Source organism: Armatimonadota bacterium (assembly GCA_020354555.1).
GTDB lineage: Bacteria > Armatimonadota > Hebobacteria.
The window spans coordinates 2,063,319-2,087,121 of sequence record CP070648.1; the positions used below are offsets into that span (position 1 = coordinate 2,063,319).

The following is a 23,803-nucleotide window of genomic DNA, read 5'->3' on the forward strand; positions in this document are numbered from 1 at the left end:
GACACGATCACGTTCGGATACCCTGTTGACGACATCGCCACCATCATGCTGAAGTTCGCGGGCGGCGCGCACGGGATGGTCGAGGCGTGCTTCAACGTGCCCGACGCCGCATCGCAGTACATACTCGAAGTCTACGGCACCAAAGGCAGCGTGATTGCGGATCACACGCTCGGGCAGATGCCGGGCGGCAACATGGTTGCTCATCTGGTTGACGAGCCGGGCGGCTACGACGCGGCGCAGGGCACGCCGTCCGGAGGCCGGACCGAAGCCATCCACGTCCCGCTCGTCAACATGTATCAGGCCGAGGTGGAGCACCTCTTGGACTGCATCGAGCACGACGTCCAGCCCCTTATCAACGGCGCCGAGGCGACTCGCGTCCAGGAGGTCGTCGAAGCGGCTTACGAGTCCTCGCGGACCGGCAAGCGCGTGGATATCGGCGCGTGAGGCGCCGGAGAAACGACGCGCAACGGATACGAGAATGTCTGTCAACGGACAAGGAGATCGCACCCTGACGCTTGCCGGCGCGCGCATGATCGCGCTGTTCATGTATGTCGGTACGGTACCGGTGCTCGCCGTTGTCGGATCATTCGTCCGCTCGACGGCCACGGGAATCCCCGACATTCTGGCATGGATTCTGCTCGTCGTCGCCGTGGCGGACTACGGGGTGTCTTTGTCCCTCGAGGGCTACCTGCTCAGCGAGCCAAGACTTCGGCAGACAGCGCAGCGTAGACCGAGCGGCCGTCCTGAAGGCGCCGCAGTGATCGTCGCGGTCATCACGTCTGCTTTCGGCGTCAGCATCGCGATCTACGGACTCCTACTCGGCTTGCTGTCGTTTGCCACGTGGCCGTGGTACTTCTACGGCCTCGCAGCGCTTCACGGCATCCACCTGCAACTCCGCTGGGATCGCTACGAGGATGCGGTGAGAAAAGCAAGTCGGTAGCAAGGGAGTCGTCGCCGCCGCGGACACGGCACGGATCATCGGCGTTCGCGACTCGCCATCTGTCTGAGGCGTTCGTACAGCAGCAATGCGCACGCGACGCTGACGTTGAGCGATGTGACGTGCCCGACCATGGGGATGCGAACCAACGCGTCGCACGCGTCCCGCAGCGGCTGGCTCAACGCGCGATCCTCGCCGCCGAGAACGAACGCCACCGCGCCTGTCAGGTCGTGATCCCAGTAGTCGGCTTCCGCCTCCGGCTCGGCGCCAATTATAGTCACTCCCTTGCGACGCAGCGCCGCCAGCGCTTGCATCAGGCTCTGGCGAACAACCGGGATCGTCTCGCTCGCCCCCGTGGAAACCCGAACCGCCTCCGACCCGAGCTCGGCACCGCCGTGAGAGGGGAGGAGCACGGCGTCGGCGCCCGCCGCGTCCGCGGTCCGAAGGATCGCGCCCAGGTTGTGCTCGTGCAACAGCTCGCGCAACAGGACGAGACATGGCGTCCGCCCCTCCGACGCGCATCGATCGAGCACGGCCTTCAGTTTCACCTCGCCGCCCTCCGCCACGATCGCCACCACGCCCTGATGATTCGAGCCGCCCAGCCGATCCAACTCCGCCCGATCAACCACCCGCACGCGCACCCCTGCTGCCTTGGCCGCATCCGCGATAGCCGCCATCTTCGCCGACGCATGCGCTCCGCGGTCCACGTTCACCTCACGCACCCCTCCACCGCCCCGCAGTGCCATTAGAACGGCGTTGCGCCCCGCGATCACTCTCCTCTTCCCACGATCTGTGCGTTGCCTGCCCATTTGCCCGCAATTATAAGTCCGACCACTCGACCTGGCAACTCGTCCCGTCACGCCTCCCACCTCATCACATCGCCCGTCCAGTTCGCGCACCCGCGCACCGCTGCTTCCAGCGTGACCCTCGGGACCCCGCCCGCGTCGCCCATGACCTGCTTCGCTCTGCCCACGCGCCGGGGAGGGAGCAACGAGCAACGGCACGTCGCACGAGGCGCTCGCCTCATCGCCCGAACCCATCGCTCAACCTGGCGAGTTAACATAACCCTTATTATCGGACGCAAAATATGCCCCGCGCCCGGGCATCCCGGATTCATGTGAACACTCCAACGTCTTCTCCCCTGTTCTGCGTTGCCCGCGCCCCCTATCGCTGCGACACGGACGCGGCGTTCTACCTGCCGGCCGCATGTAGCTCAGACTTAGCAGCTTATCAACCGTCGCCCCTTTCTACCGCAACACCAATTGTCACAACGATCACACGGGCCCGCACGTTGCCTGCGGCTTCGGCCAAGCCCTTGCCTTCGACACCGCCGTCGCAGCGGCCGGTGGGAGCTCATGTTTTTCCTGAGATGACTCCGCGCTTTGGACCGGCAACGATCATCGCGCTACATCCCAGATGCTTACGACGGCGTTTATGGGATCGAAGGCGGACTCCCGGCCGCGAATGACCGAAAGTTGTCTGCTCGTTGTGTGGGGTGCGCGGCCATCTACGCGGTTCTCATTCCCTAACGGCAATGTTTGCCGTGATGCAAACGGACGTGTGCGACAGCTTTCGACAACGCATAACCTCAGCCAGGGCGATCGGGACGGTCTGCGGCGCGGCCCTCTGGTAAACCCTTCCGTCGTTATGGAATATAGGTGCGACACGCGGCTCAACGGCGAGCGCGCAGCGTACCCCGTAGACGTTTCGGTCAGCGACCGAAGCAGCAGCAAACGACAATAGTTGACGCAGCATCAAACGCACTCTACTTGGAGGCCAACGTGATGTCACGGTATCGGTGCGCTCTTGGCGTCGCACTGCTCTTGCTTGCGGTATGCAGCGTGGCGGCCGACGACAACACCTCCCCTTCTCCGGAAGCACTTGTAGCGAGCGAGTTGCTCTTGTTCCAGGAAATCCCGGAGGTGGTCACCGCAGCCAAGGAAACCCAGCCCATCACGGAGTCGCCTTCGACGATCAGTATCATCACCGCCGAGGACATCCGCCGCTCCGGGGCGACGACCGTGCCTGATGTTCTGCGCTCGATTCCAGGCCTCGACGTGATGGCGGTGACTGCGTCCGACGTCAACGTATCCGCCCGGGGGTTCAACCGCCTGCTCGCCAACAAGATGCTCGTGCTGGTGGACGGGCGCTCCGTGTACCAGGATATGCTTGGCGTGACGCTGTGGGCGACGCTGCCGTTGGTCCTCGACGACATCGAGCGCATCGAAGTCGTCCGCGGTCCGGGCTCCGCCCTTTATGGCGCGAATGCATTCAACGGCATCATCAACATCATCACCAAGACGCCGCAGGAGACCCCGACGCTGCTTGCGAGTCACGTCACCGGCGCGCAGGGCATGGCAGCCACATCGCTGCTCCACGCCGGCCGCGTACGAGACACCGATTACAAGATCTCCCTCGCCACGGATCGCCTCGACGCGTGGGATGAAGACGCAAATCAGGCGATGGGGCTCGATCGGACATCTCACGACTTCGACCGCTGGAACGTCGCGCTGCAGCGCCCCGTCGCTCGCGGCGTCATCACCGGATACGCAGGGGCCAGCGACGGACACGTCCAGATCCTCCCCGATGAAGCGTGGGGTATCATTGACTACGCGAGTGACCTCGAGTACTGGAACCTCGTCTACGAGGAGTCCGACTTGCTCGTGCAGGGCTTCTGGAATCACGGCGAGCAGGTCGTTCTGTCCGACCTCGACGACTGGGTGGAGTTCCATACCTATGACCTCGAGGTCCAGAAGCGGCTGCAGCCGCGGCCCCGACATTCCATGATTCTCGGTGCCACCTGGCGCCATAATAAAGTGGACCTCAGCGAGGAGCAGGACTATACCCAGCGGCTCTACGGCGCCTACGTCCAGGATCACTACGTGAACGACAAGGGCGTCTCGGTCGTCGCGGGGTTGCGCTTCGACCATCATCCGCTCACCGGCGAGCATCTCAGCCCGCGCGCGAGCGTCGTGTACAGCCCGCGCAAAGGGGAGAGTTACCGCGCCTCCGCGTCCACCGCGTACCGCAATCCATCGTTCTTCGAGTCGTACCTCGACCTGCGGCAGAACGACGTCATGCCGGGCGTGGATCTGTGGTGGTACGGCAACGAGAGCCTCGGTGCGGAGAAGATCACGTCGTACGAGGTGGGGTACCAGGCCGTCGTCAACCCGCGACTGCGCTGGGAGGTTGACGCGTTCTATAACAAGCTCGACGACTTCATCGTCAAGACCCCGGTTGCGGGGCCGCCGCGCATCGAGTTCACGTACCTCAACAGCGGGGGCGCGACGGCGAAGGGCGTTGAAGCCGGCCTGGAGTTCATCCTCGCGCCGGAACTCCGGGGCTTCGCCAACTACTCCTACCAAGACGTGACCGACGACGACACCGGAGATCGTTTGCGCTCGGCGCCGCGCAACAAGGTTAACGTCGGCCTGCGCTACACACAGTCGCAGTTCACCGCCGACGCGTTCGCGCATTACGCTGCCTCGACGGATTGGGAAGGACGCTACCTGCCCTCCTATACGCTCGTCAACGCTCGCGTCGGGTACACGCTGCCGGAGCGGGATCTCGAGGTATTCCTGGCCGCGTACAACCTGGCCAAGGACACCCACCAGGAGTATCCGACGGGCGTCGAGATCGGCCGGCGCGTCACCGCGGGGGTCCGCTACTCCTTCTAAGCGGCCCTCCCGCCGGAACCGCGCGCCTCGTCACGCGAACCCGCCTCGTGGCACCCCCAGGCGGTGGGCGCGCGGCTGTTGACGCCTCGGTGAGCAAGTCGGGCGCTCCGCGAATGCACCGACCCCATTAGCGCGAATTGGCGCGACATTCGCACGGAATCGCCAGGAACGTCAGCGCGAAGCGCAGAAATGCCCTGCTCAACTCGCGGACGCTACTGCGAATGGCCACTCCAATTCGTGCTCTGAGACGGCTTCTCCTCGGCGAGCGCTTGCCCACCTCGCGCGCGATGCACGAGCGTCTGCCCAAGCTTCTCGCGCTCCCGGTTTTCGCGTCGGACGCCATTTCGTCTTCCGCGTACGCGACGGAGGAGATCCTTCTGGCCCTGGCAATTGCCGGGTCGGGAGCTCTCCGCTATTCCCCCGCCGTGGGCGCGGCCATCGCGGTGCTGTTTGCCGTCGTCGCGATTTCATATCGCCAGACGGTCATCGCCTATCCGTCCGGCGGTGGCGCGTATGTCGTGGCGCGCGAGAATCTCGGGCTCTATCCCGGCCTCGTCGCCGCGGCTGCGCTCCTCACCGACTACGTCCTGACCGTCGCGGTGAGCACCGCCGCCGGGGTCGCCGCCGTGGTTTCGGCGGCTCCGGTCCTGGCGCAGCACCGCGTGGAACTGTGCATCCTGGCCATCGCCTTCGTCACCATCGCGAACCTGCGCGGGGTCAGGGAATCCGGAAGGCTCTTCGCGGGACCGACCTACCTCTTCGTCGCCAGCGTTGTCCTCATGCTCCTATTCGCCGCGATGCGGCAAGCCGTCTCTCCCGGCTCGGCGCACGCTGCACCACCATACCTGGCTGCCCAGCAGCCGCTTACCATCTTCCTGGTGCTGCGCGCGTTCGCCTCCGGCTGCGCCGCACTGACTGGCATCGAAGCTATCGCGAACAGCGTTCCCGCGTTTCGCCCACCTGAGTCCCGCAACGCGGCCGCCACCCTGCTGTTGATGATGACGATCTGCATCGCACTCTTTCTCGGCATAACCGCCTTCGCCCAGCTGTTCCATATTGCTCCCGACCCGACGGGACATGAAACCGTGGTTTCCCAACTCGGCCGCGCGGTCTTCGGCGGCGGGCTGCTCTACTACGTCTTGCAGGCAGCCACTGCGATGATTCTGCTCCTCGCCGCCAACACGAGCTTCACCGGCTTCCCGCGGTTGGCATCCGTCATGGCGCGGGACGGCGTTGCCCCACGACAACTGGCAAACCTGGGCGATCGCCTGGTGTTCAACAACGGCATCGTGCTCCTCGGCTTGTTCTCGGCGCTGCTCGTCGTGCTCTTTGGCGGCATGACCCACGCCCTGATTCCCCTCTATGCTGTGGGAGTCTTCATCTCGTTCACGCTCTCCCAGGCCGGGATGGTACGGTACTGGCACAAACGGCGAACGCCCGGCTGGCGCGTGAGCGCGGCCGTCAATGCTGTTGGCGCAGTCGCGACTGGGATCGTCCTCGCCGTAGTGGCGGGCGTGAAGTTCGTTCACGGCGCATGGATCGTGCTCGTGATCATCCCGGTCCTGATCTGGCTGCTGCTCAAGGTCGCGCAGCACTACCGCAGCCTCGCCGCCGCGCTCACGACTCAGGGATACCAGGCGCCGCGAGGCATCCACCATACCGTGCTCGTACTCGTGCCCGGCCTCCACCGCGGCGTCATCTCGGCGCTGCTCTACGCCAGGACCATCGCACCAGAGTGTGAAGCCGTCTTCGTCGAGGTTGACCCCGCCGAAACCGCGCGGCTTCAGGAGAAGTGGCGTGGCCTGGGCCTCGGCATTCCCCTGACCGTGCTCAAGTCGCCGTGGCGCTCGTTAACCGAGCCGATCATAGAGTACATCAGGACGGTGCGCGCGGAGAGGCACGCGGACGTCGTGACCGTCGTCCTCCCCGAGTTCGCCACGACGCACTGGTGGCACCGGCTGCTGCACAACCAATCGGGGTTGCTGCTGAAGTTTGCCCTGATGTGGGAGCCTGGCGTGGTGGTAACGAATGTCCGCTACCACGTCGGCCAGTGACCGCGAACGGCAGGCCACGCCGTGGCGGTCTGGAACTGTGTTTCGGTGATTGCCTATGGCTTACAACAACATCATGGCCGTATATGATGGTACCCTGGCGGCCGACGACCTGCTCGACATGGTCTGCCGCATCGCCCGCGCCCATCGCGCGCGCCTGACGATTCTGCACATCGACCTCGTGCCGCTCCAACAGCCGCTGCCCGCGTATCAGCCGGGCGCCGATGATGCAATTGACGCCCTGGTCGCCAAAGGGGAGAAGCTCGCCGACGGCAGAGGCGTCAAGGCTGCCTCGGCGGTGCGGTATGCCCGAGCAGTCGGCGCCGCGGTGATCGCCGAGGCGCGGGTGCGCGGCATAGACCTGGTGGCTCTGCTCGTCCCTCCGCAGGACAAGCTGCCGCCGGACCGCTGCCTCTCCACTGACATCGAGATCGTCCTGCATCGCCTCGGTTGCTCCGTCCTCCTTTGCCGACCCGCGCGGTAGCGAGGTCGTGGTTCTCGGGACGCGCTCACGTGTCCACCTCGCGGCTGCAGGACATGCCCGCGAGCCGGTGGAACCTGGGTCCGGTACCGGCGCGCTTCGGCACGATCCGTCTGACGGCCTGCGCGCCTGCCCGTGCCACCATGGGAATCCGCTCGGAAAGGAAATGCAGACATGGCGAGGCGTCGAGACATCTCCGGCGCGGCCGCGAGACTGGCCGCGGCCTGCATGGTGTGGGGGATTGCTAGCGTGCCGCTCGCAGCCAATGTCGCCGCGTTGCCTCCCCTACCCCGCCTCGAGCAAAAGGCGGCCGCCGGCACGCGCGCTTACGCGTCCGGCAGGGCTCTGGTGCTTGAGAACGAGCGCACGCGGGTCGCATTTCTGAGGGACGATGCCGGATACCGCGCCGCGGTCTGGTTCGCCCACGACGGCAAGCGATACGCTCAGGTCGGCATAACCTCCCCGCTTGGCGATGTTGTCTCACAGGGTCCCGGCGACAAGAGCGAGCGACTCGTGATCGTGCCCGCCTCGGGTGCCCCGAGTCAAAGCCAGGGCAGCGCGGCCGTGGCTTTCGAGTGGCAAGGCGCCGACAGCGCCGGCGTGATGTGGCGGGCGAGGCTGGACTTCCGTCTCGCGGCAGGCGCAGCGCGCGCGTCCGTGGTGTACACGCTGTCCGCGGATCGGGCTGCCAAGCTGCTCCGGTTCACCGGGCCCTCGCTCTACGCGGGCGGAGGGTCGTTCGGCGCGGACAAGAGCTTCGCGCTGTTTGCCGGCCTCGAATACCTAATGGACGACGAGCGCTCGTCGAGCCGCCGCGATGCCGCCGAGCCCATCAACCTGCGCCTGGTTCCGCACCCATTCAAGGTGACCATGCCGGTCATGGCCGTGTCGCACGGCCAGTACTTGACGGCGATCCTCTGGGATCAGCGTCAGCTCTGGGACGGGAAGAACTACACCCTCTCCGCGGAATTCGCGTCGCCGAACTGGCACGAAGGACGCGACAACCATCTGATGCGTCTATTCCTGCCCACGGTTCCGCAATGGGTGGCTGAGAACGCCGAGCTGGCGGAGACACCCTATGACGTCGAACCCGGCACGAAGCTGCGCATGGCGGCGTACATTGCGGCCGAGCACATGTCGCAAACGGAGCCGCGTGCCGTCATCCTTCGCGCGCTCGACCACTATTACGAGGCGCTCGACACACCGGCCATCCCGCCCCGGCCTCGGACGATCGAAGCCGAGATGCAGCTCAGTCGCTTCGCCTTGTTGAACACCGTGTGGGACGAAGAGACCAGGAAGCACCGGCACTGCGTTGACTGGGCGCCGACGAATGCCCCCGGGTTCGCGACTCTGATGTGGATTGACTATCTGCTGACGAGAGACGCCCGCGCCAAACAGGAACTCAAGGAACGCGTCGAGCTTGTCGCGTCGCAGACCGTGGCCGAACAGGGCGAGGCAGGCCTGGCCTCACCGGCCAACTGCCACATCCTGCGCTGGGAGTTCCCGTTCTATTGGGGGCATCTGGCGGGCGGCCTTGCCGGCGCCGAAGCCCAAGCTTACGGCGCGCTGCGCGCACAGGAGCGTGATGGGAGCTGGCGCTTTGAGCCGGACGAGAAGCACCGCAACCTCGGCAAGTTCGGCGACGCGGTCATTGGCACCTGCGCTCGGCGAGCGTCCGACCTCCTGCGCTACGCCCGCATCACCGGAGACCAGCAGTGCTTGGCGGCGGGCCTCAAGGCCCTAGGGTTCGTCGAGCGCTTCTCGATCCCCCGCGGCGCGCAGGCGTGGGAGTGCCCACTGTACGAACCGGACATTCTCGCGGCGGGTTACATCGTGCCGGCTTACGTCGAAGCCTACAGGCTTACCGGAGACACCCAGCTCCTCGCACGCGCGTCCTACTGGGCGAAAACGGGATTGCCCTTCCTCTACGCGTGGAACCGCCCCGACACGCCGGGGATGTGCTTCGCCTCGATACCGGTCTTCGGGACGACCTTCTACACCCATTCCTGGTTCGGTGTGCCGGTGCAATGGAACGGGCTGGTGTACGCCTACGGCCTCCAGCACCTCGCGCCGTACGATGCCTCCATGCCATGGATGCACATCGCGGAGGGTATCACGGTCAGCGGCACCTGGCAGCAAGTCGAGGAGGCGGGCAAGCTTAAAGGCACCTACTGCGATGGCTGGTATGAACACTGCACGGATGGACGCGGCCCGTGGATTAACCCCGAAGACATCATGGTCAACCTGTTCGCGCTCATGGGATTCGACCCTGATGTGTCAACCGCGCTGCTGCCCGACCCCATTGCCCGGCGGCGCGCGACGCCGCGCGTCCACGTCAGCTCAGGAGCACGTGTCACAGATGCGAGGATGGATCGGGGCGCGATCTCCTTCGGGCTCAAATACTCCGCCGGCGAAACCAGTCACACGCTGATCGCCGGCGTCAACAAGCCGACGCGTGTCGCAGCTCACGGGGCGCCGGTGGCGGCCACTCCGGATCTCGCCGCGGTCGCCGAGGGCTGGCAGTACGACGCGGAGCGCAACTGGTTCATTCTCAAGCTCACGCACGTCCGCCCGGACGTGGAAGTGAGGGTGTCGGCGACAGCCGCACGGCGATGACGATGGTTCGAGGTCGGCGCGGGGGCCGGCAGAGGGGCCTACCCCGCGCCGGGCTGCCCCGACCACAGACGCGGCGCCGCGTTGGCCTCTGGCCGCGGGATGACATCGCGCGCGCGCTTGAGCGCGGCCAGCGCGGCGGGATCCTCCAACTGACCCAGAACGTCGGCCGCCTTTTCCCGCAGCGCCGGCAGCGGATCGTTGAAGAGCACCTCCGCGATGAGGTCAATCGCCTCGGAAGTCCGCAGGATCGCGAGCGCCTCCAACCCGGCTAAGCGCACTGTCGGATCCAGTGACATCAGGTCGCGGCGGCAGTCCTCGATCGAGCCGCGCTCCCGAAGCACCTGCGATACGATGTCGAGCAGCATGCGCCCGATGTTGTCGTTGACCTGCCGGGCCGTCGTGAGCAGGCCGCGCATGACCGTCAGATTGGTTTCCACGAGGATACTGCGCACGTGGTGATAGTGATCGTCGTCGGTGAGTGCTTGAACCATCGGCATGACGGCGCCTGAATTAGCCAGGTCGAGCAGGCTGGCGCGCGCGACGGCTCGCACGTCCTCCGCCGGGTCGTCGAGGGCGCCCAGGAGCGCGCGCATGTCATCATCGTCGAGGTAGCCCATCTTGGCGAGGGCTTCGGCTGCGCGGGCACGGACGAAGCTGTCGCTGTCGGTAAGGAGTCTGACGGCGCGCTGGCATGCGCCGCGCCCGTCCTCCCCCATGTTGGCCAGCGCGTTGAGGGCGCTCGCGCGGACGTACTTGTTGGGATCTTCCAGACGACTCGCCACGGCGTCCAACGCCTGCACCGCGTGCAGCTTGCCGAACACACCAGTGATGGCGGCGCGAATGCGCGGATCGGGGTTGTGCAGGTGCTCGCGCAGGGGCTCGATTAGAGAAGCATCCGCGATCTGCCACAGCGCGCGCGCCGCCTTGTGACGCACCGGCGGCGACGGATCCTCCAGCGCCGCAATGAGCGCGCTGCCGGCGAGCGGGTCGCCCAGTTCGCCGAGGGCTTCGGCCGCACGCCGCCGCAACTCCGAATCGTTGTGCTGCAAGGACTTGATCAGGGCAGGGGCGACCTCGGAGGCGTTGAGCTTGGCCAACGCCCGCGCGGCCTTGGTGCGCACCTCAGGGCTTCTGTCGTGCAGCGCCCTGTCGAGCAGGTCGTGGGCGGCCGAGTCAATGCCCAGGCGACCCAGCGCCTCGCTAACCTGCGCCCGCACATTGTCCGCTGGGTCGTGAAGCGAGCGCAGCAGCGCCGAGGTCCCGCTGAGCATCCCGTCGGCGCTGAGCGGCCCGGACGCGCCGGCGGAGGTCCGCGCGAGGCCGCCCAGGACGTCGCTGACTCTTGCGGGCAAGCTGTACGTGCTGCGCCGCGGTTCGGGCAGCGCGAGTTGATCCGAGCCCGGCAATTGGGCCGGCGGCGCCTCCTCGGCGAGCACGATATCAGTCGTATGCGGCGCGCTGATGGCACCCGTTTCGATCATCCCGGCGAGCGCGGCCACCGCCGCCTCGCGCGTCTCGCGGTCGGGATCGCCGAGCGCGTCGGACAAGGCCCGCGCGCAGGCACCGTCTTCCATCACCCCCAATGCCTCCACCGCGCGTCGGCGGACCGACGCCGTGGTGTCGGACAACAGCCCGATCAGCACGGGCACGGCGTCGCGGTGCCGGCAGCGCCCCAACAACCACGCGCAAAAGCCGCGCAGCTCCGGGTCCGGAAGGCTTAGTCCTTCGACGAACGGCTCCCGCACACCCAGTTCGGCAACCGTCTCAAGCAGCTCCACGAGAACGCGCCGATCCTCGCCGTTCACCTCCGGAATCGAGAGCAGCCAGCGGTTGACCGTGCCTGCATCCTCAAGCCCGACCGCCAGGCTAACGGCGAACGGCTGGTTCTCGCCCTTGAGCACGATAAGGTACCCCGAGGGCGGCAGATCCGGCATCGCGGCGATGGCTGCGAGGAAATCCTGGTCCGCCACTTCGAACGACATGTCCTCGCTGCACCTGCGCAGGAAGTCGAGCAGTCCATCCACCGCCTCCGGCTCGCCAAGCACTGCCAGCGCCGTCGCCGCCTCCACGCGCACCGACTGGGCGGGGTCGTTCACGGCCATCACGAGATCGGGCAGCGCCTCGCGGTAACGCATGGCCGCCAGCACCCGCGCGGCCTGCGCGCGGATTTCCTCGACCGGGTCGTCGAGTAGGGGGACGAGCTGCGGGCACGCCTGCCTGGCATGCATCACCTCGAGCGCCTTCACCGCGCCGAATCGCACCTCGCGCTGCGGAGCTTCGAGCGCGCCGACGAGCAGGGATACCGCGGCGTCGCCCATTGCCCGCAGAACGTGCAACGCTGCCCCGTGCAACGCCGGATCGGTGCGCTGGAGCGTCTCGATCGCACTGCAAATCACTCTGTCATCGCCGATCGCTACCAACTCGGTGATCGCCGCGTCGCGCACGGCCTCGTCCTCGCTCGCCGCCTGCTCGAACAGCAGCGGAACCGTCGACTCGTGCCGCAGCGCGCCAAGCATCCTCACGGCGACCGCGCGCTCTTCGGGAGACCCGTGCGCAATGCGGCGCTGGAGCTTGTCGAGCGAGTAGATCGCGCGCATGGCATGGCGCGCCTCGCGCTGCACTTCATCCTCCGCGGTGTCGAGCAGGCGCAGCAAGCTTCCCTCTAGCTGTCGCTGCTTGCGCCCCGACAGTGTGGCGAGCGTCCGCAGCGCGTGCAGTTGAGCGATGCGGTCGCCGCTTTCGAGGTCCCCGGCGATCTCCGCCGTGCCGCGACGCCACAACCGACTGAAGTACGTTAGGAGTGAGAGTGGCAACAGTGCATCCTCCGTTGCGCGTGCTGTGCGGTCATCGCGTGCGCGCTCCGGGGCGTTGGGCGTTTCTGCCATGGCGGCTGCTCCTGGTACGAGTGTTTCACGCACACGCGCGCGATTCGGGGGCTGAGCGGCACGACAGCCCGCTGCGAATGACTCGCGCTATGGCTGCGAATCGTGCAATCGCTGGTTCAGGATTCTCTCCAGGCGCGCGCTGAGTTCTTCCACCTCCGGTGAGGGGCGCGCGCCATCATCGTTGGGCGCGGCGCCCGGGGAATCGCCTGTGACTTCCGCCGACGCGGCGCCTTCACCCCCGTCAGCAGCGGAAACCGCAGGTGCCCCGTCGGCGCGCGGCGGCGTGGCATGTCCGCTAACCGGAGCGCCTTCCGCGTCCTGGCTTGCCCCGGCGGTCGGCTCAGGCGCGCCACCTTCCGTCCCCGACGCGGTTCCCGACGCGCCGGACGCCGCCCGCTCCGCATCAATCCCGGCCTCAGTCGAGGACGCACCCGCCTGCGCGGCGCGCAGCGCCTCGTAGAGCCGGGCCAGGAGTTCCTGAGGATAGGCGGAATCGGACAGGCCCGACAACGACACGGACACGGTCACTCGCGCCTCCGCGTCAGTCGCAGGCGGCGCGATCACCATGTCCGGAACCTGCCGGCCCCGGCGACGAAGCTCCTCGATGAGCGAGCCGACCAGGTCCGGGTGCGACAGGAAGACAGCGATGTCGGCGTGACGACGCTCGAGGAGCTGCAGAAGCTCCCCCAGGTCGGCACGACAACTCGTCTCGCCGCGGCAGTCGAAACGGAAGTCGCGAATGCTCGCCTCGCCCTCGCGAACCGTGAGGACGGTGAGGCCGTCACCCTCCGATTCATGGTGATCCGGGCTCATGGCTTCTCCGCCGGACGCGTCCCGGTCTCGTCGAGCCTGGATGGCGAAGCTGCGTGCTCGCGGCCCCGCCCAGGCCCGAATCCTCTGCCGCTTCCGGGTGCGCCGCCGCCAGGCTGCCGGCGGTCGCACCCGCCGCGCTCCGGACTGCGGTGCGGCGCTGCGGTCATACCCGCGCCCCAGCGCGGCCCTGCCAGACCTTCTTTCTGCACGCGGTCGCCTGGTCCTCCCGGGTACCGCGGGATGGAAGGGGAACGTCGTGGTTTGAGAGAAGCGTATATGCGGAATCGGTCCCGCGAGAGGCGCTCATTCGATGGCCCAAGGGCCTGTAGACAGACTTACCGCGCACGTCGTGCAGAACTACCAGGTAACCGGAGAGATCTCGCGCGACGCAATGAGCCGCTTGTTCCAAGCGACGAGCCCGTCGCTGGGCAGCGCCGTGATCATCCAGGTCATCCCCGGCGAACTAACCGACGACCCGGAGTTTCCCGACCGATTTCAGAGCCGCATGCGCAAGGCTGCCAGTCTGGCCCATCGCAACATTCTCCACGTTAACCACTTCTCACATGAAGAGTCCAACTACTACGTCGTGCTGGATTACTTCGATGGGCGGCCACTGGCGCAGCTGCTCGAGGAGCAAGGGCGACTGCCCGGGCCGGAGGTGCTCAACTGCCTGAGCCAAGCGCTCGAGGCACTCGACCACGCACACAAGAACGGCATCGCCCACGGAGCGCTTCATCCCGGCGGAGTGCTGGTGGCGGACAGCGGCGAGGTGCGCCTGACCGGGTTCGGCATAGCGAAAGCCATTGACCCGCAGAGCATGCTCGTCGAACGGCCGAACAACCCGTATCCCTACAAGTCGCCGGAGCAAGCGATGGCGCTTCCGGTGGACGCGCGCTCGGACCTCTTTTCACTGGGCCTAATTATATGGCAGGCGCTCACCGGAAAGCTGCCCGCGGGAGAAGACGTGCCGCCGCCGAGCACGGTGAGCAGCAACGTCCCGCCGGAGTTGGACGAGATTACGATGCGGATGCTCGTGGCGCGTCCGCGCGACCGGTTCCGCACCGCGCGCCAGGTGACGATTGCACTTTCCGGAGCGATGCGCGCGAGCGGGAGACGACCCCGGCCGGTCGCGCCAGCGAGACAACCGGCTCCGGCCGCGGGTGCGGCGCCTGCTGTCGAGCCGGCGCAGGTCAGCTCCGAGCCGGAGCACGAAGCGACTGCGCTAGCGGCGCAAGCAGACGTCAGCGGCGCGGCAGAACAGGGGATAAATGCGTGCCGCGAGGGGAATATCGAAGATGCAATACGGCTCCTGGAGGAAGCGGCCGAATCTATGCCGCGCAGCGTTCGCGTGTTGGGACACCTCGGCGCCTCGTATTATGCGGCGCAACGGTACGGCGACGCAGCGGATGCTCTCACGCGCGCGCTCGAGGTGAGGCCGGATCTCGCGACCTTGCGCTATAACCTCGGCAACGCCCTGCTCGCCCAAGGCAAGTTGGCTGAGGCGAAGCTTGCGTTCCAGAGGGCGTGGGACGAGGATCCGAGTTGTACCGGGGCGCTGCTGATGCTGGTGTCCCTGGAGGGTGTCTCACGCTCGCGGTAGGAGGCTGCACCGGCTCGGCGCAGAAACGGATACGAGGGCCGCGGCGACGCACTACGGCGTAAAGGAGTCTGGTATGTACTGCCAGGAGTGTGGCAAGGAGTCTCAGCCCGGTGAGGTCATATGCTCCTCCTGCGGCGGCGCGTTGACCGATGCCGAACTCGATCTCCCCGAGGTCGCCCCGTTTGCCACTAGCGAGCCGGCCCAGACTGAAGAGAGCGGTGCGGCGCGAGGCGCCGAGGCGGAAGCGACTCCGCGCATGCCGGTCGCGCCGCCGCTGCCAGAGACGGACGCCGCGGCAGGAGCGGCGCAAGGCCCTCGGGTGGACGTCACCGTCGGCGACTTGACGGGCTCCTATCCTCTCAAGCCCGGCGTGACGACGATCGGGCGCACGGATCCGACCACAGATTCCCATCCGGATGTTGACCTGAGCATGGACGCGGCCGTGTCGCGTCAACACGCGGAGATCAGGCACACCGCGGACGGCTATCGCATATACGACGTAGGCAGCACCAATGGCACCGTGGTGAATGGGCGGCAGGTACCCCGCCATCAGGAGGTGCCCCTCGCCGACGGCGACGAGATTCACGTCGGGGAGAGCTGCAGACTCACCGTTCGCCTCTAGCGAAACTGGCCGATGCCTACCCGGCGACGATACCGTGACGAGATCGCGCTGGCGCCGGGCGAGACGATCCCCGAGTCCGGGCGATATCGCATCGAGCGCCTGATCGGCAGCGGCACGTTTGCCCTGGTCTATCTCGCCTTCCGCGACGACGGCGCCAAAGTAGCGATCAAGGAATTCCGCATTCCCGGCGATCCGCGACAGAAGGAGGATTTCCAGCATCTGTTCGAGCAGGAGCGCGAGGTCCTACGGCGCATGGGCAGCCACCCGTTGGTACCGGACTACCTCGAGGACTTCCAGTTCGACGGGCGCAACTATCTCCTGCAGGAGTACGTGGAAGGCCCCAGCCTGGCGGACATACTCGAGCGCGGCGAGCGCGTGCCCGAGACGCAGATCATCACATGGGCGCTCAAGCTGTGCGAGGGGGCGGTATACCTTCAAGAGCACGGCATTATTCACCACGACCTCAAGCCTGAGAACATTGAGATCACTGCCGACGGCACCCCCGTGATACTCGATATGGGGTCGGCCCACGTTCCGGGCGGGCGACAGTCCGACTTCTACGGGTCTGACGGGTACATGGCGCCCGAGATTCGCGAGATGCTGAAGCAGGGCGACCTCGAGGCCCATCGACGGATAGACGTGTTCGCCCTGGGATGCATTCTGTACGAGATGATGCTGGGGCGGCGGCCGACGCAGGATGATATTGACATGCGAAGCGGGCGCCTGGTGGGACCGCTCCTGCGCGAACTGAGCGACATGCATCCCGGCCTGGTGAGCGTCCTCGTCAAGGCATTGAGCTTCGACCGCGGCTACCGGTATCAAAGCGCGCGGGAATTGCTGGATGACCTGCAGGCCAAGGGCCCGCCGGCGCTGGTGCTCAGCCAGACAGCGATCCGTTTCGGCGAGGTGAGCGGGCGCGGCCACGAGCGCCGCACCATAATCGCCAGTAATCACGGCGCCCAGACCCCGGAGGGCAAGGTGCGCGTGCGGCACGACTGGCTCCGCGTCGCCGTTTCCGACGCGCCCGACGAGCGCGAAGTCGAGTTCAGCGCCGATGAAGTGCCGATCACAGTCACCGCCTATCCTGAGCGGATTCAGGAGCGGGGTGTAGAGATCACCGCAGACATGGAAGTAACGTACCAGATGGGTAAGATCGTCGTGCCGTGCACGATCACGGTGGTGCCGCAGCGCGCGACTCTGCAGGTTTCACAAGCGTCGCTCTACGTCAGCGTACAGCTGGGCAAGCAGCAACAGGTGCAAGTGGGCGTCCGCAACGTCGGGGAACAGGGGGCGGACGTAGCGTGCACCATCAGCGGGCCGGAAGGCGTTTCCGTCGCGCCGCAGGCACTCCATCTCGAACCTCTTGAGAGCGGCGCGGTCATGGTGACTGCGGATGGGCAGCGCCTGAAAAAGGGCTCCCACGCCGCGCGGTTGACGTTCCAGGCACAAGGCGGGCACGAAGCGCAGGCGAATCTAACGGTTGACGTTTTCGGCAGCATCTACGATACTCTGCGGGCGCGAATGGCCGCGCGCCGTAGTCGCACGTCTTAGACAGAGGGCCTTATGAGCAGCGATATGGAGATTACCATCACCCCCGAGCGCGCTCCCGTCGGCGCCGCCAGCGGCGAGGATCGCCAGGCGCACCTTCTGGTTCAGTTGCGCCCGACCGCAGCACCGACCGCACGCGTTCCGGTGGACGCGTGCTTTGTCCTCGATTGCAGCGGCACCATGCGGCGCTTCCAACTCGCGGCGGACGAGATCGCTCGCTGGGCCGACATCGCGCGCGGCCGCGGCGAGCTGCAGATGGTAACCGCCGACCGCCGCGAAGGCGCCATCTTCACCGGCCGCACCGCGCAGGAACTGCAGGCCACTGCGACCAAGCCGTTGGTTGTCGCCGCCCGCGCCGTGAAGGAAGTCGTAGGCGGGCTGTCCGAGTCGGACAGCGCATCCCTCATTGCCTTCGCCGATCGCGCCAGCGTCGTCTATGACGGCGCCAGCTATTTCGACAAGGGCCAAATGTTCGAGGTCATCAACGAACTCCTCACCGATTCCGGCGCGTTTCAACTCGGCGACGGCACGATGATGGCGCAAGCCGTCGAGCTCGCGGGCAAGCAGATCGCCAAAGCGGCGCAGGCGGGTACCGTCAGCCGCGTCATTATCATCACCGACGGTATCGTTCACGACCCAGGCGAGACGCTGCAGCGCCTTGACAATCTGCGCGCTCAAGGAGCGGGGATAACGACCATCGGCATCGGTCAGGACTTCGATGAGGAATACTTGGCGCGCGTTGCCGACCGCAGCGGCGGCCAGTACTATTACGCGGCCGACCCCTCCGAATTGGGGCGCCATCTGTCGCAGGAACTGAGCCGCCTGCAGGCCACCGCCTGCCAGGACGCGCGCTTCGGCATCAAAGGCGAGCGCGACACTGTCGTCGTGGACATCCACCAGGTGCAGCCCGCAATCAGAGGATTCGAAGAGATCGTCACCGAGGAGGGGTGGACGAAGGTCAAGCTGGGCGAGTTGCCCGGAGGCGAAGTCACGTCACTGCTCGTCGAGCTAGGCCTCCCGGATCTGCCCGACGGCCAGCAACACGTAGCGACGATCGAAGCCGCCTGGCGTTCGACCGGCTCGACGCAGCTTAAGACTACTCAGGCGGAGGCCATCATACCCTACCAGAAGTCACTGACGCCTGCCGAGCCCAAGCCGGAGATCGCCGGCATTATTGACCGTGTGGCGGTGTACAAGGCCGAGCGCGAGGCCCAGTGGGCGCAGCAGGATGGCGATGTGGATCGCGCCACCCGCAGGCTGCGCGAAGCCACGCGGCTACTGAAGAAGATCGGTGACGACAAGCTCGCCGCCGAGTTCGAGCGCCAGGCCGAGGATCTCGAGAAAGGCGCGCCCGAGGACCGCAGCCGCACCAAGCGGCTCAAGGCGGCAACCAGGCGCCTCGGCGCGTAGCTCTTCTCTGCGTGTCAAGGCCGGCCGCGGCGCGCGGCTCGCTCCGTTGGTTTGCTCTTGACACGCGCCTGCCCGTTGTGTTACCGTCTACCGGTCGCCGCACCAGGCGGCACAATCGAATACTCGCGCGGACAGATGCTACGGGAAGACGGTTGGAAGCCGTCGCTGCCCCGCAACTGTGACCGCTGACGAGGCCCGCATCGAGGCCACTGTCCCGAGGTCGTTCAGGGATGGGAAGGCGCGGGCCGAGGATGAAGCGGAAGCCAGGAGACCGATCTGTCCGCGGATGCTCGTTACCAACTTCGCGGGAAGGGGTGAGAGCGCGCGGTGTTCATGCCCCAGCGCTTCCGGCGTCTGGGGTTTTTCTTTTGCGGGCTGCGCACCCGGGACTGTTGACGCATACTGACACAGCCGAGGGGAGGTCATGACTGATGACGAGGAAAGGCTTCACGCTGATCGAGTTGCTGGTCGTAATTGCGATAATCGCAATTCTGGCGGCGCTGTTGTTCCCGGTGTTCGCGGCGGCCAGAGAGAAGGCGCGCCAGGCAACGTGTCTGTCGAACATGAAACAAATCGCGCTCGCGGCGATCATGTACGCGTCCGATTACGATGAGGTATTCGTGCCGTACACCGACGTCACATGGACCCACTATTGGGCAGGCACGCGCACGCCCGAGGGGCTTGACCGCAAGAGCAGCCCGCTCCACCCCTACTCGAAGACCCCCGACCTTCAGCGCTGCCCGAGCACCCGCGCGGCGAGCCGGGGATTCGGCACAGGGTACGGCTACAATTGGGTCTACGTCGGCTCGGATATCGGCCCGTCCGGCGGCACCGGGGCCTATGACTGGTCGGGCTTTCCCGGCCAGCCGGCGAGCTTCGTTGACCTGGAGCATCCCACGACGACGGTCCTGTTCGCCGACAGCGAGGTGGATTGGGAACTCGGCACGGGGCCTGAGGAAAGCATCGCCGTCACCGCACCCAGCGAACAGTTCGGCTATAACGATATTGGCTACAGACACCAGCGCACCGCGAGCGTGGCATTCTGCGACGGCCACGTGAAGTCCATGACGCGAGACAAACTGGAGTCCACCATTCCCGTCAAGGACAAGTGGTTCCGGCGCGACTAGAGGGCGTGGCGTCATGAGATCGCCCGACCGATGCCTCTGGCTCTTGCCGCTATGCGCGACGCTCGCGCTCGCCATCGCCGGTGGATGCGCGGCGCCGACCGCGTCCCCCGGCACGACGCCGACCGGTGCGTTCCCCGTGACCGTACGTGATGCACTGGGCAACCAGGTCACAGTCCGCGCGGCGCCGCAGCGCATCGTGTCGCTGGCGCCAGCCATGACGGAGATCCTGTTCGCTCTCGGACTGCGCAAGAGGATCGTGGGGGTCACGGAGTACTGCGATTACCCGGCCGCGGCCAGGTCGAAGCCCAGGATAGGCGGCATCGTGAACCCGAGCGTCGAGCGCATCCTGGCGCACAAGCCGGATCTGGTGCTCGGCATGCGCCTCAATCCCAAACCGGTGCTGCGAACCATCTCAAAGGCCGGCATACCAGTGTACGCCGCCGAACCGCGCAGCATCGACGAGGTCCTGGCAACCATTGGAACCCTCGGCACGCTAACGGATGAGCGCGAGAGCGCCGCACGGCTGGTGGACGGCCTGCGCGAACGCCTGCAAACGGTGCGACGTAAAACGCGCGGCCTGTCGCAGCCGACTGCCATGCTCCTGTACTCGGAAGACCCGTTGTGGGTCGCTGGGGCCGATTCGTTTCCCGATCATGCGATCCGTCTCGCCGGCGGACGCAACGCGGCGAACGATGTTAAGGGGTACAAGCACTACAGCGTGGAGATGCTTCTGGCGCGCGATCCCGAGGCGATCTTCCTGACCTCAATGGAAAGCGGAAACGATGCGGATCGGCTGCGGCGATTCACGACGCGGCCGAGCATGCGCAGTCTGTCCGCCGTCAAGCACCACCGGGTGTACGTCATAAACGCGGATATAGTGGATCGCGCCGCACCGCGCATAGTCCAAGGCGTCGAGCAGATCGCGGCGTGCCTGCACCCCCAAGCCTTCACGTCTCACTAGCGCAGGCGGCGAGGCGCCTGTACGAGGCAGCCAGCGCAGACCATACCGGGCCCGGCGTCTCATCCCCCACCGGCCGTCCGTTGATTCGCGTCACCGGCTGAAGCTCGACGAGGGAGTTGGTCAGGAAACACTCCTCACATGCCGGGAACTCGGTCGGCCGCACCGCTTCCTCGGCGGTATCAATGCCTGCGGCGCGCGCGAGTTCCAGGACTACTGCGCGTGTGACGCCCGGCAGTAGGCCGCATTCAATCGCAGGCGTCACCAGGCGTCCGCGCATGGCAAAGAACACGTTAGCCGTGCTCGCCTCCGTTATCTCGCCAACGGCGTTCGCCAACAAGGCGTCATCCGCCGCGCCCACGCGCGCCGCTGCCCGCGCCCGAACGTAGGCGAGAAAGCTCAGTGTCTTGTGCCGGGCAAGGCTCACCGGCGGCGCCGTGCCCGCAGCGAGGACGATCGCGCTTACGCCGTTGGCATCCCCACGATGAGATGCGGTGAGAGGGCGAGCGATGATGCTGATCGTGAAGCGACCTGCCGCCCGCGATTCGATGCCGGGAGCGTCGCACTGCTGGGAGACCGTGAGCCGAAGGTAGGCATCCGATAGGTCATTCGCCTGCAGTGTACGGGCGAGGCTTTCCGCCAGCTCCTCCTCCCCCACTCCGATGTCCAGGCCGAACTCCGCCGCGGACGACAGCAGCCGGCCAAGGTGTCGCTCGAGGGCGAAGATGCGCCCGCCGTAAGAGCGCATGGTCTCGAAGAGGCCCTCACCGTACAAGTAGCCGCGGTCGAGGAGCGCAACGCAGGCGCGATCGGCGGGCACGAATTCGCCGTTCATCCAGACGAGATTCTTCACAGTATCTTGGCGCCGGCCGGCTGCGCGACCGCAGCGATGAGCGCGCGCGCCTTGTCCAGCGTCTCCTGGTATTCGGCCTCGGGATCGGAATCGGCGACAATCCCGCCGCCGACCTGGAAGTGAGCCCAGCCGTCCTTGACAACCATCGTGCGTATCACGATGTTGGTATCCATGTCCCCGGAGAAGCACAGGTATCCGATCGCTCCGGTGTACACGCCGCGGCAGGTCGGCTCCAGTTCGTCAATGATCTCCATGCTGCGCACCTTTGGCGCGCCCGTGATGGAGCCCCCCGGGAAACATGCCTTGAGGCAGTCGACAGCGCCGAATCCCTCATGCAAGCGCCCGACAACCGTCGAGACGAGATGGAACACGGTCTCGTACTTCTCGAGGGCGCACAGCTCCGTGACGCGGACGCTGCCGTAGGCGCACGTTCGCCCGATGTCGTTGCGCTCGAGGTCAACTATCATCACGTTCTCGGCGCGGTCTTTCTCACTCGCCAGCAGTTCGCGGGCGAGGCGTTCGTCTTCCTCGGGCGCGGCACCGCGCGGCCGCGTGCCCTTGATCGGTCTTGTTTCCACGTCGCTGCCTCGAATCTGCAGGAAACGCTCCGGTGACGCGCTGAGCACCGAGAAATCCCCATAATCCAGATATGCCGCGAACGGGGCGGGATTAACCCGTCGCAGCCGTCCGTAGAGCTCGATCGGCGGCTCATTCACCGGAGCCGACAGACGATGCGACAGGTTGATCTGAAACGTGTCCCCGGCGGCGATGTACTCCTTGGCTCGACGCACCCCTTCGATGTACCCGTCGCGGGTGAAGTTAGAGAACAGCTCCGGGGCGTCCGGCACCGGGTGCAAGGCGAGCGCCGGGCGAGGACCGCGCGTCACGGGCCGCGCCGCGCCCTCCCCGGGCGGGGCCGCGATGAGCGCGGTCAGTCGGTCAAGGCGCTCCCGCGGATCTCCCCTTCCCTGCGCAACCGGCGCCGCAATAGCCCAAGCGCGTCCCTGTAAATGGTCCACCGCGATGATCGTATCGTAGAACCCAATGCAACAATCCGGCACGGGCACATCATCCACGACGTCCTGCGGCAGCCGCTCCACGAAATGGCGCAGCTCGTATCCCCAATACCCAACCGCGCCCCCAAGGAACGGTGGGTCGCCGGGCTCGCGCTCGAGCGCGCATGAAGCGACGATCTCCTTGACGGCGGCGAAGGGGCTGTGCCAACTCTGTTCTCGCGTCAGGCCATGCAAACTGATGTTGCCGCCGGACGACCGAAGGATAGCGAACGGATCGCTGCCCATAAAGGACCACCGTCCGAGGCGGCCGTCAACCAGTGCGCTGTCCAGGAAAAATGGAGCACGCCGACGAGCCAGCGCCTGGAAGCAGCGGAAGGGGTCCTGCGGGTACGTGATCTCTCGGACTATCGGTCTCACAAAGGGCTCCGAAGGCGCTATATTCCCCCGCCCGTGCCGCCGTTCCTGTCTCGGCCTGCGCTGTAGCACTGCTGCGGCTTTATGGAATAATACTCAACGAGGGAGCGAGGCAATGTGCCCATCGTGAACGCGTCGCTTGCACGACAGGGGTGAGAGCGAGGATGTTGCGAGTTACTGGTAGGAAGCAGGGCTTTACCCTCATCGAGATGCTGATCGTGATCGTGGTCGTGGCTATCCTTGCCATGATCGTGATCCCGCGGATCCTCAGTGCCGGTCGCAGAGGGCGTGAGGCATCGCTGAAGGCGGACCTCAAACAGCTCCGCGACGCAATCGAGCGCTTCGAGGCGAACACAGCCGCATGGCCGCCGTCGTTGACCGACCTCGTGGCCGCGGACGGTGCTGCCATCAGCGCCGACGCGGATGGCCGGGGCATGAGTGTGGACCGCTCGGCATACGACGGGCCCTACCTGCGCACCGCCGACGGCGGGTTGCCTGCGGACCCGTTCACAGGAGCGGCGGACTGGGCGTACGACAATTCTACCGGGGAAGTCCACACCAGTTCAACATTGACCGCTCTTGACGGCAGTGCGTACGCGACGTGGTGACGTCGAGGGCATGAGATCGTGCGCAACGGAACTTGACGGAGCGCGCAGGCTCCGCAGTGTCTGATCTGGATTACGCAGCGGTGGCGCCGGAGGCCTACACCCGCGCCTCCCCTTTGTCCGCGCGGGAGAGAGCGACGAATAGGGCCCGCGACGCCGCGACGATGCAGGCCATGACACCGGACAGACC

18 protein-coding genes and 1 riboswitch are annotated in these 23,803 nt (G+C 66.1%); of the genes, 13 read left to right on the forward strand and 5 right to left on the reverse strand.

The features are described 5' to 3' along the window. Both JSV65_08390 and JSV65_08395 read left to right on the forward strand, forming a co-directional pair. A partial coding sequence (locus tag JSV65_08390; protein ID UCH36357.1) for a hypothetical protein occupies window positions 1–444 on the forward strand: 444 nt, incomplete at its 5' end. Between the two features lie 34 nt (window positions 445–478). After that, window positions 479–940 carry a hypothetical protein gene (locus JSV65_08395; protein UCH36358.1) on the forward strand — a complete coding sequence of 154 codons (462 nt, stop codon included), beginning with the start codon at window positions 479–481 and terminating at the stop codon, window positions 938–940. A 35-nt stretch (window positions 941–975) separates the two neighbouring features. On the opposite strand, the gene rlmB is transcribed toward JSV65_08395, so the two are convergent. Then, a complete protein-coding gene (gene rlmB / locus JSV65_08400; GenBank protein UCH36359.1) occupies window positions 976–1,710 on the reverse strand; it encodes a 23S rRNA (guanosine(2251)-2'-O)-methyltransferase RlmB in 735 nt (244 codons plus the stop codon). Between the two features lie 1,011 nt (window positions 1,711–2,721). Between rlmB and JSV65_08405 the strand changes: the two genes are divergently transcribed. The 4 genes from JSV65_08405 to JSV65_08420 all read left to right on the forward strand — a co-directional run bounded on the left by JSV65_08405 (window position 2,722) and on the right by JSV65_08420 (window position 9,762). Beyond that, on the forward strand, window positions 2,722–4,614 hold the full coding sequence (locus tag JSV65_08405) for a TonB-dependent receptor (GenBank protein UCH36360.1): 1,893 nt from the start codon (window positions 2,722–2,724) through the stop codon (window positions 4,612–4,614). Between the two features lie 221 nt (window positions 4,615–4,835). Continuing rightward, window positions 4,836–6,668 carry an APC family permease gene (locus tag JSV65_08410; protein UCH36361.1) on the forward strand — a complete coding sequence of 611 codons (1,833 nt, stop codon included), beginning with the start codon at window positions 4,836–4,838 and terminating at the stop codon, window positions 6,666–6,668. Between the two features lie 55 nt (window positions 6,669–6,723). Then, window positions 6,724–7,149: a universal stress protein gene (locus JSV65_08415; protein UCH36362.1), complete on the forward strand. Its 426-nt coding sequence runs from the start codon at window positions 6,724–6,726 to the stop codon at window positions 7,147–7,149. A gap of 171 nt (window positions 7,150–7,320) precedes the next feature. Continuing rightward, window positions 7,321–9,762, forward strand: a complete 2,442-nt coding sequence (locus JSV65_08420) for a hypothetical protein (protein UCH36363.1) — start codon at window positions 7,321–7,323, stop codon at window positions 9,760–9,762. Window positions 9,763–9,800: 38 nt separating this feature from the next. Here the strand turns inward: JSV65_08420 and JSV65_08425 are convergent, their stop codons facing one another. Continuing rightward, window positions 9,801–12,575 (reverse strand): HEAT repeat domain-containing protein, encoded by a 2,775-nt coding sequence (locus JSV65_08425; protein ID UCH36364.1) that lies wholly within the window; start codon window positions 12,573–12,575, stop codon window positions 9,801–9,803. A gap of 159 nt (window positions 12,576–12,734) precedes the next feature. Beyond that, window positions 12,735–13,460, reverse strand: a complete 726-nt coding sequence (locus JSV65_08430; protein UCH36365.1) for a hypothetical protein — start codon at window positions 13,458–13,460, stop codon at window positions 12,735–12,737. 310 nt (window positions 13,461–13,770) lie between these two features. Between JSV65_08430 and JSV65_08435 the strand changes: the two genes are divergently transcribed. From JSV65_08435 to JSV65_08460, 6 genes are all read left to right on the forward strand, one after another. Then, window positions 13,771–15,060 carry a protein kinase gene (locus JSV65_08435; protein ID UCH36366.1) on the forward strand — a complete coding sequence of 430 codons (1,290 nt, stop codon included), beginning with the start codon at window positions 13,771–13,773 and terminating at the stop codon, window positions 15,058–15,060. 73 nt (window positions 15,061–15,133) lie between these two features. Continuing rightward, complete coding sequence (locus tag JSV65_08440) at window positions 15,134–15,682, forward strand: FHA domain-containing protein (protein ID UCH36367.1); 549 nt, start codon at window positions 15,134–15,136, stop codon at window positions 15,680–15,682. A 12-nt stretch (window positions 15,683–15,694) separates the two neighbouring features. Continuing rightward, window positions 15,695–17,233 carry a serine/threonine protein kinase gene (locus JSV65_08445; GenBank protein UCH36368.1) on the forward strand — a complete coding sequence of 513 codons (1,539 nt, stop codon included), beginning with the start codon at window positions 15,695–15,697 and terminating at the stop codon, window positions 17,231–17,233. Window positions 17,234–17,245: 12 nt separating this feature from the next. Further along, window positions 17,246–18,640, forward strand: a complete 1,395-nt coding sequence (locus JSV65_08450; GenBank protein ID UCH36369.1) for a VWA domain-containing protein — start codon at window positions 17,246–17,248, stop codon at window positions 18,638–18,640. Window positions 18,641–18,756: 116 nt separating this feature from the next. Beyond that, window positions 18,757–18,935, forward strand: a riboswitch (cobalamin riboswitch). A gap of 136 nt (window positions 18,936–19,071) precedes the next feature. Then, window positions 19,072–19,767 carry a DUF1559 domain-containing protein gene (locus tag JSV65_08455; GenBank protein UCH36370.1) on the forward strand — a complete coding sequence of 232 codons (696 nt, stop codon included), beginning with the start codon at window positions 19,072–19,074 and terminating at the stop codon, window positions 19,765–19,767. A gap of 13 nt (window positions 19,768–19,780) precedes the next feature. After that, on the forward strand, window positions 19,781–20,728 hold the full coding sequence (locus JSV65_08460; protein UCH36371.1) for a cobalamin-binding protein: 948 nt from the start codon (window positions 19,781–19,783) through the stop codon (window positions 20,726–20,728). Here the strand turns inward: JSV65_08460 and JSV65_08465 are convergent. Beyond that, window positions 20,715–21,578 (reverse strand): aminotransferase class IV family protein, encoded by an 864-nt coding sequence (locus JSV65_08465; protein ID UCH36372.1) that lies wholly within the window; start codon window positions 21,576–21,578, stop codon window positions 20,715–20,717. The two genes, JSV65_08460 and JSV65_08465, sit on opposite strands and share 14 nt — an antisense overlap. Next, window positions 21,575–23,011 carry an aminodeoxychorismate synthase component I gene (pabB, locus tag JSV65_08470; GenBank protein UCH36373.1) on the reverse strand — a complete coding sequence of 479 codons (1,437 nt, stop codon included), beginning with the start codon at window positions 23,009–23,011 and terminating at the stop codon, window positions 21,575–21,577. Before pabB ends, JSV65_08465 begins: the two co-directional genes overlap by 4 nt. A 161-nt stretch (window positions 23,012–23,172) precedes the next feature. On the opposite strand from pabB, the gene JSV65_08475 reads away from it, so the two are divergent. Next, window positions 23,173–23,616 carry a type II secretion system protein gene (locus JSV65_08475; protein ID UCH36374.1) on the forward strand — a complete coding sequence of 148 codons (444 nt, stop codon included), beginning with the start codon at window positions 23,173–23,175 and terminating at the stop codon, window positions 23,614–23,616. Window positions 23,617–23,803: the final 187 nt, after the last annotated feature.

Coding starts and splice junctions, on each gene's coding strand:
- JSV65_08450 (UCH36369.1), top strand. CDS start 17,246: ATGAGCAGCGATATGGAGATTACCATCACCCCCGAGCGCGCTCCCGTC.
- JSV65_08415 (UCH36362.1), top strand. CDS start 6,724: ATGGCTTACAACAACATCATGGCCGTATATGATGGTACCCTGGCGGCC.
- JSV65_08420 (UCH36363.1), top strand. CDS start 7,321: ATGGCGAGGCGTCGAGACATCTCCGGCGCGGCCGCGAGACTGGCCGCG.
- JSV65_08395 (UCH36358.1), top strand. CDS start 479: ATGTCTGTCAACGGACAAGGAGATCGCACCCTGACGCTTGCCGGCGCG.
- JSV65_08445 (UCH36368.1), top strand. CDS start 15,695: ATGCCTACCCGGCGACGATACCGTGACGAGATCGCGCTGGCGCCGGGC.
- JSV65_08405 (UCH36360.1), top strand. CDS start 2,722: ATGTCACGGTATCGGTGCGCTCTTGGCGTCGCACTGCTCTTGCTTGCG.
- JSV65_08430 (UCH36365.1), bottom strand. CDS start 13,460: ATGAGCCCGGATCACCATGAATCGGAGGGTGACGGCCTCACCGTCCTC.
- JSV65_08460 (UCH36371.1), top strand. CDS start 19,781: ATGAGATCGCCCGACCGATGCCTCTGGCTCTTGCCGCTATGCGCGACG.
- JSV65_08440 (UCH36367.1), top strand. CDS start 15,134: ATGTACTGCCAGGAGTGTGGCAAGGAGTCTCAGCCCGGTGAGGTCATA.
- JSV65_08435 (UCH36366.1), top strand. CDS start 13,771: ATGGCCCAAGGGCCTGTAGACAGACTTACCGCGCACGTCGTGCAGAAC.
- JSV65_08455 (UCH36370.1), top strand. CDS start 19,072: ATGACGAGGAAAGGCTTCACGCTGATCGAGTTGCTGGTCGTAATTGCG.
- JSV65_08410 (UCH36361.1), top strand. CDS start 4,836: ATGGCCACTCCAATTCGTGCTCTGAGACGGCTTCTCCTCGGCGAGCGC.
- JSV65_08475 (UCH36374.1), top strand. CDS start 23,173: ATGTTGCGAGTTACTGGTAGGAAGCAGGGCTTTACCCTCATCGAGATG.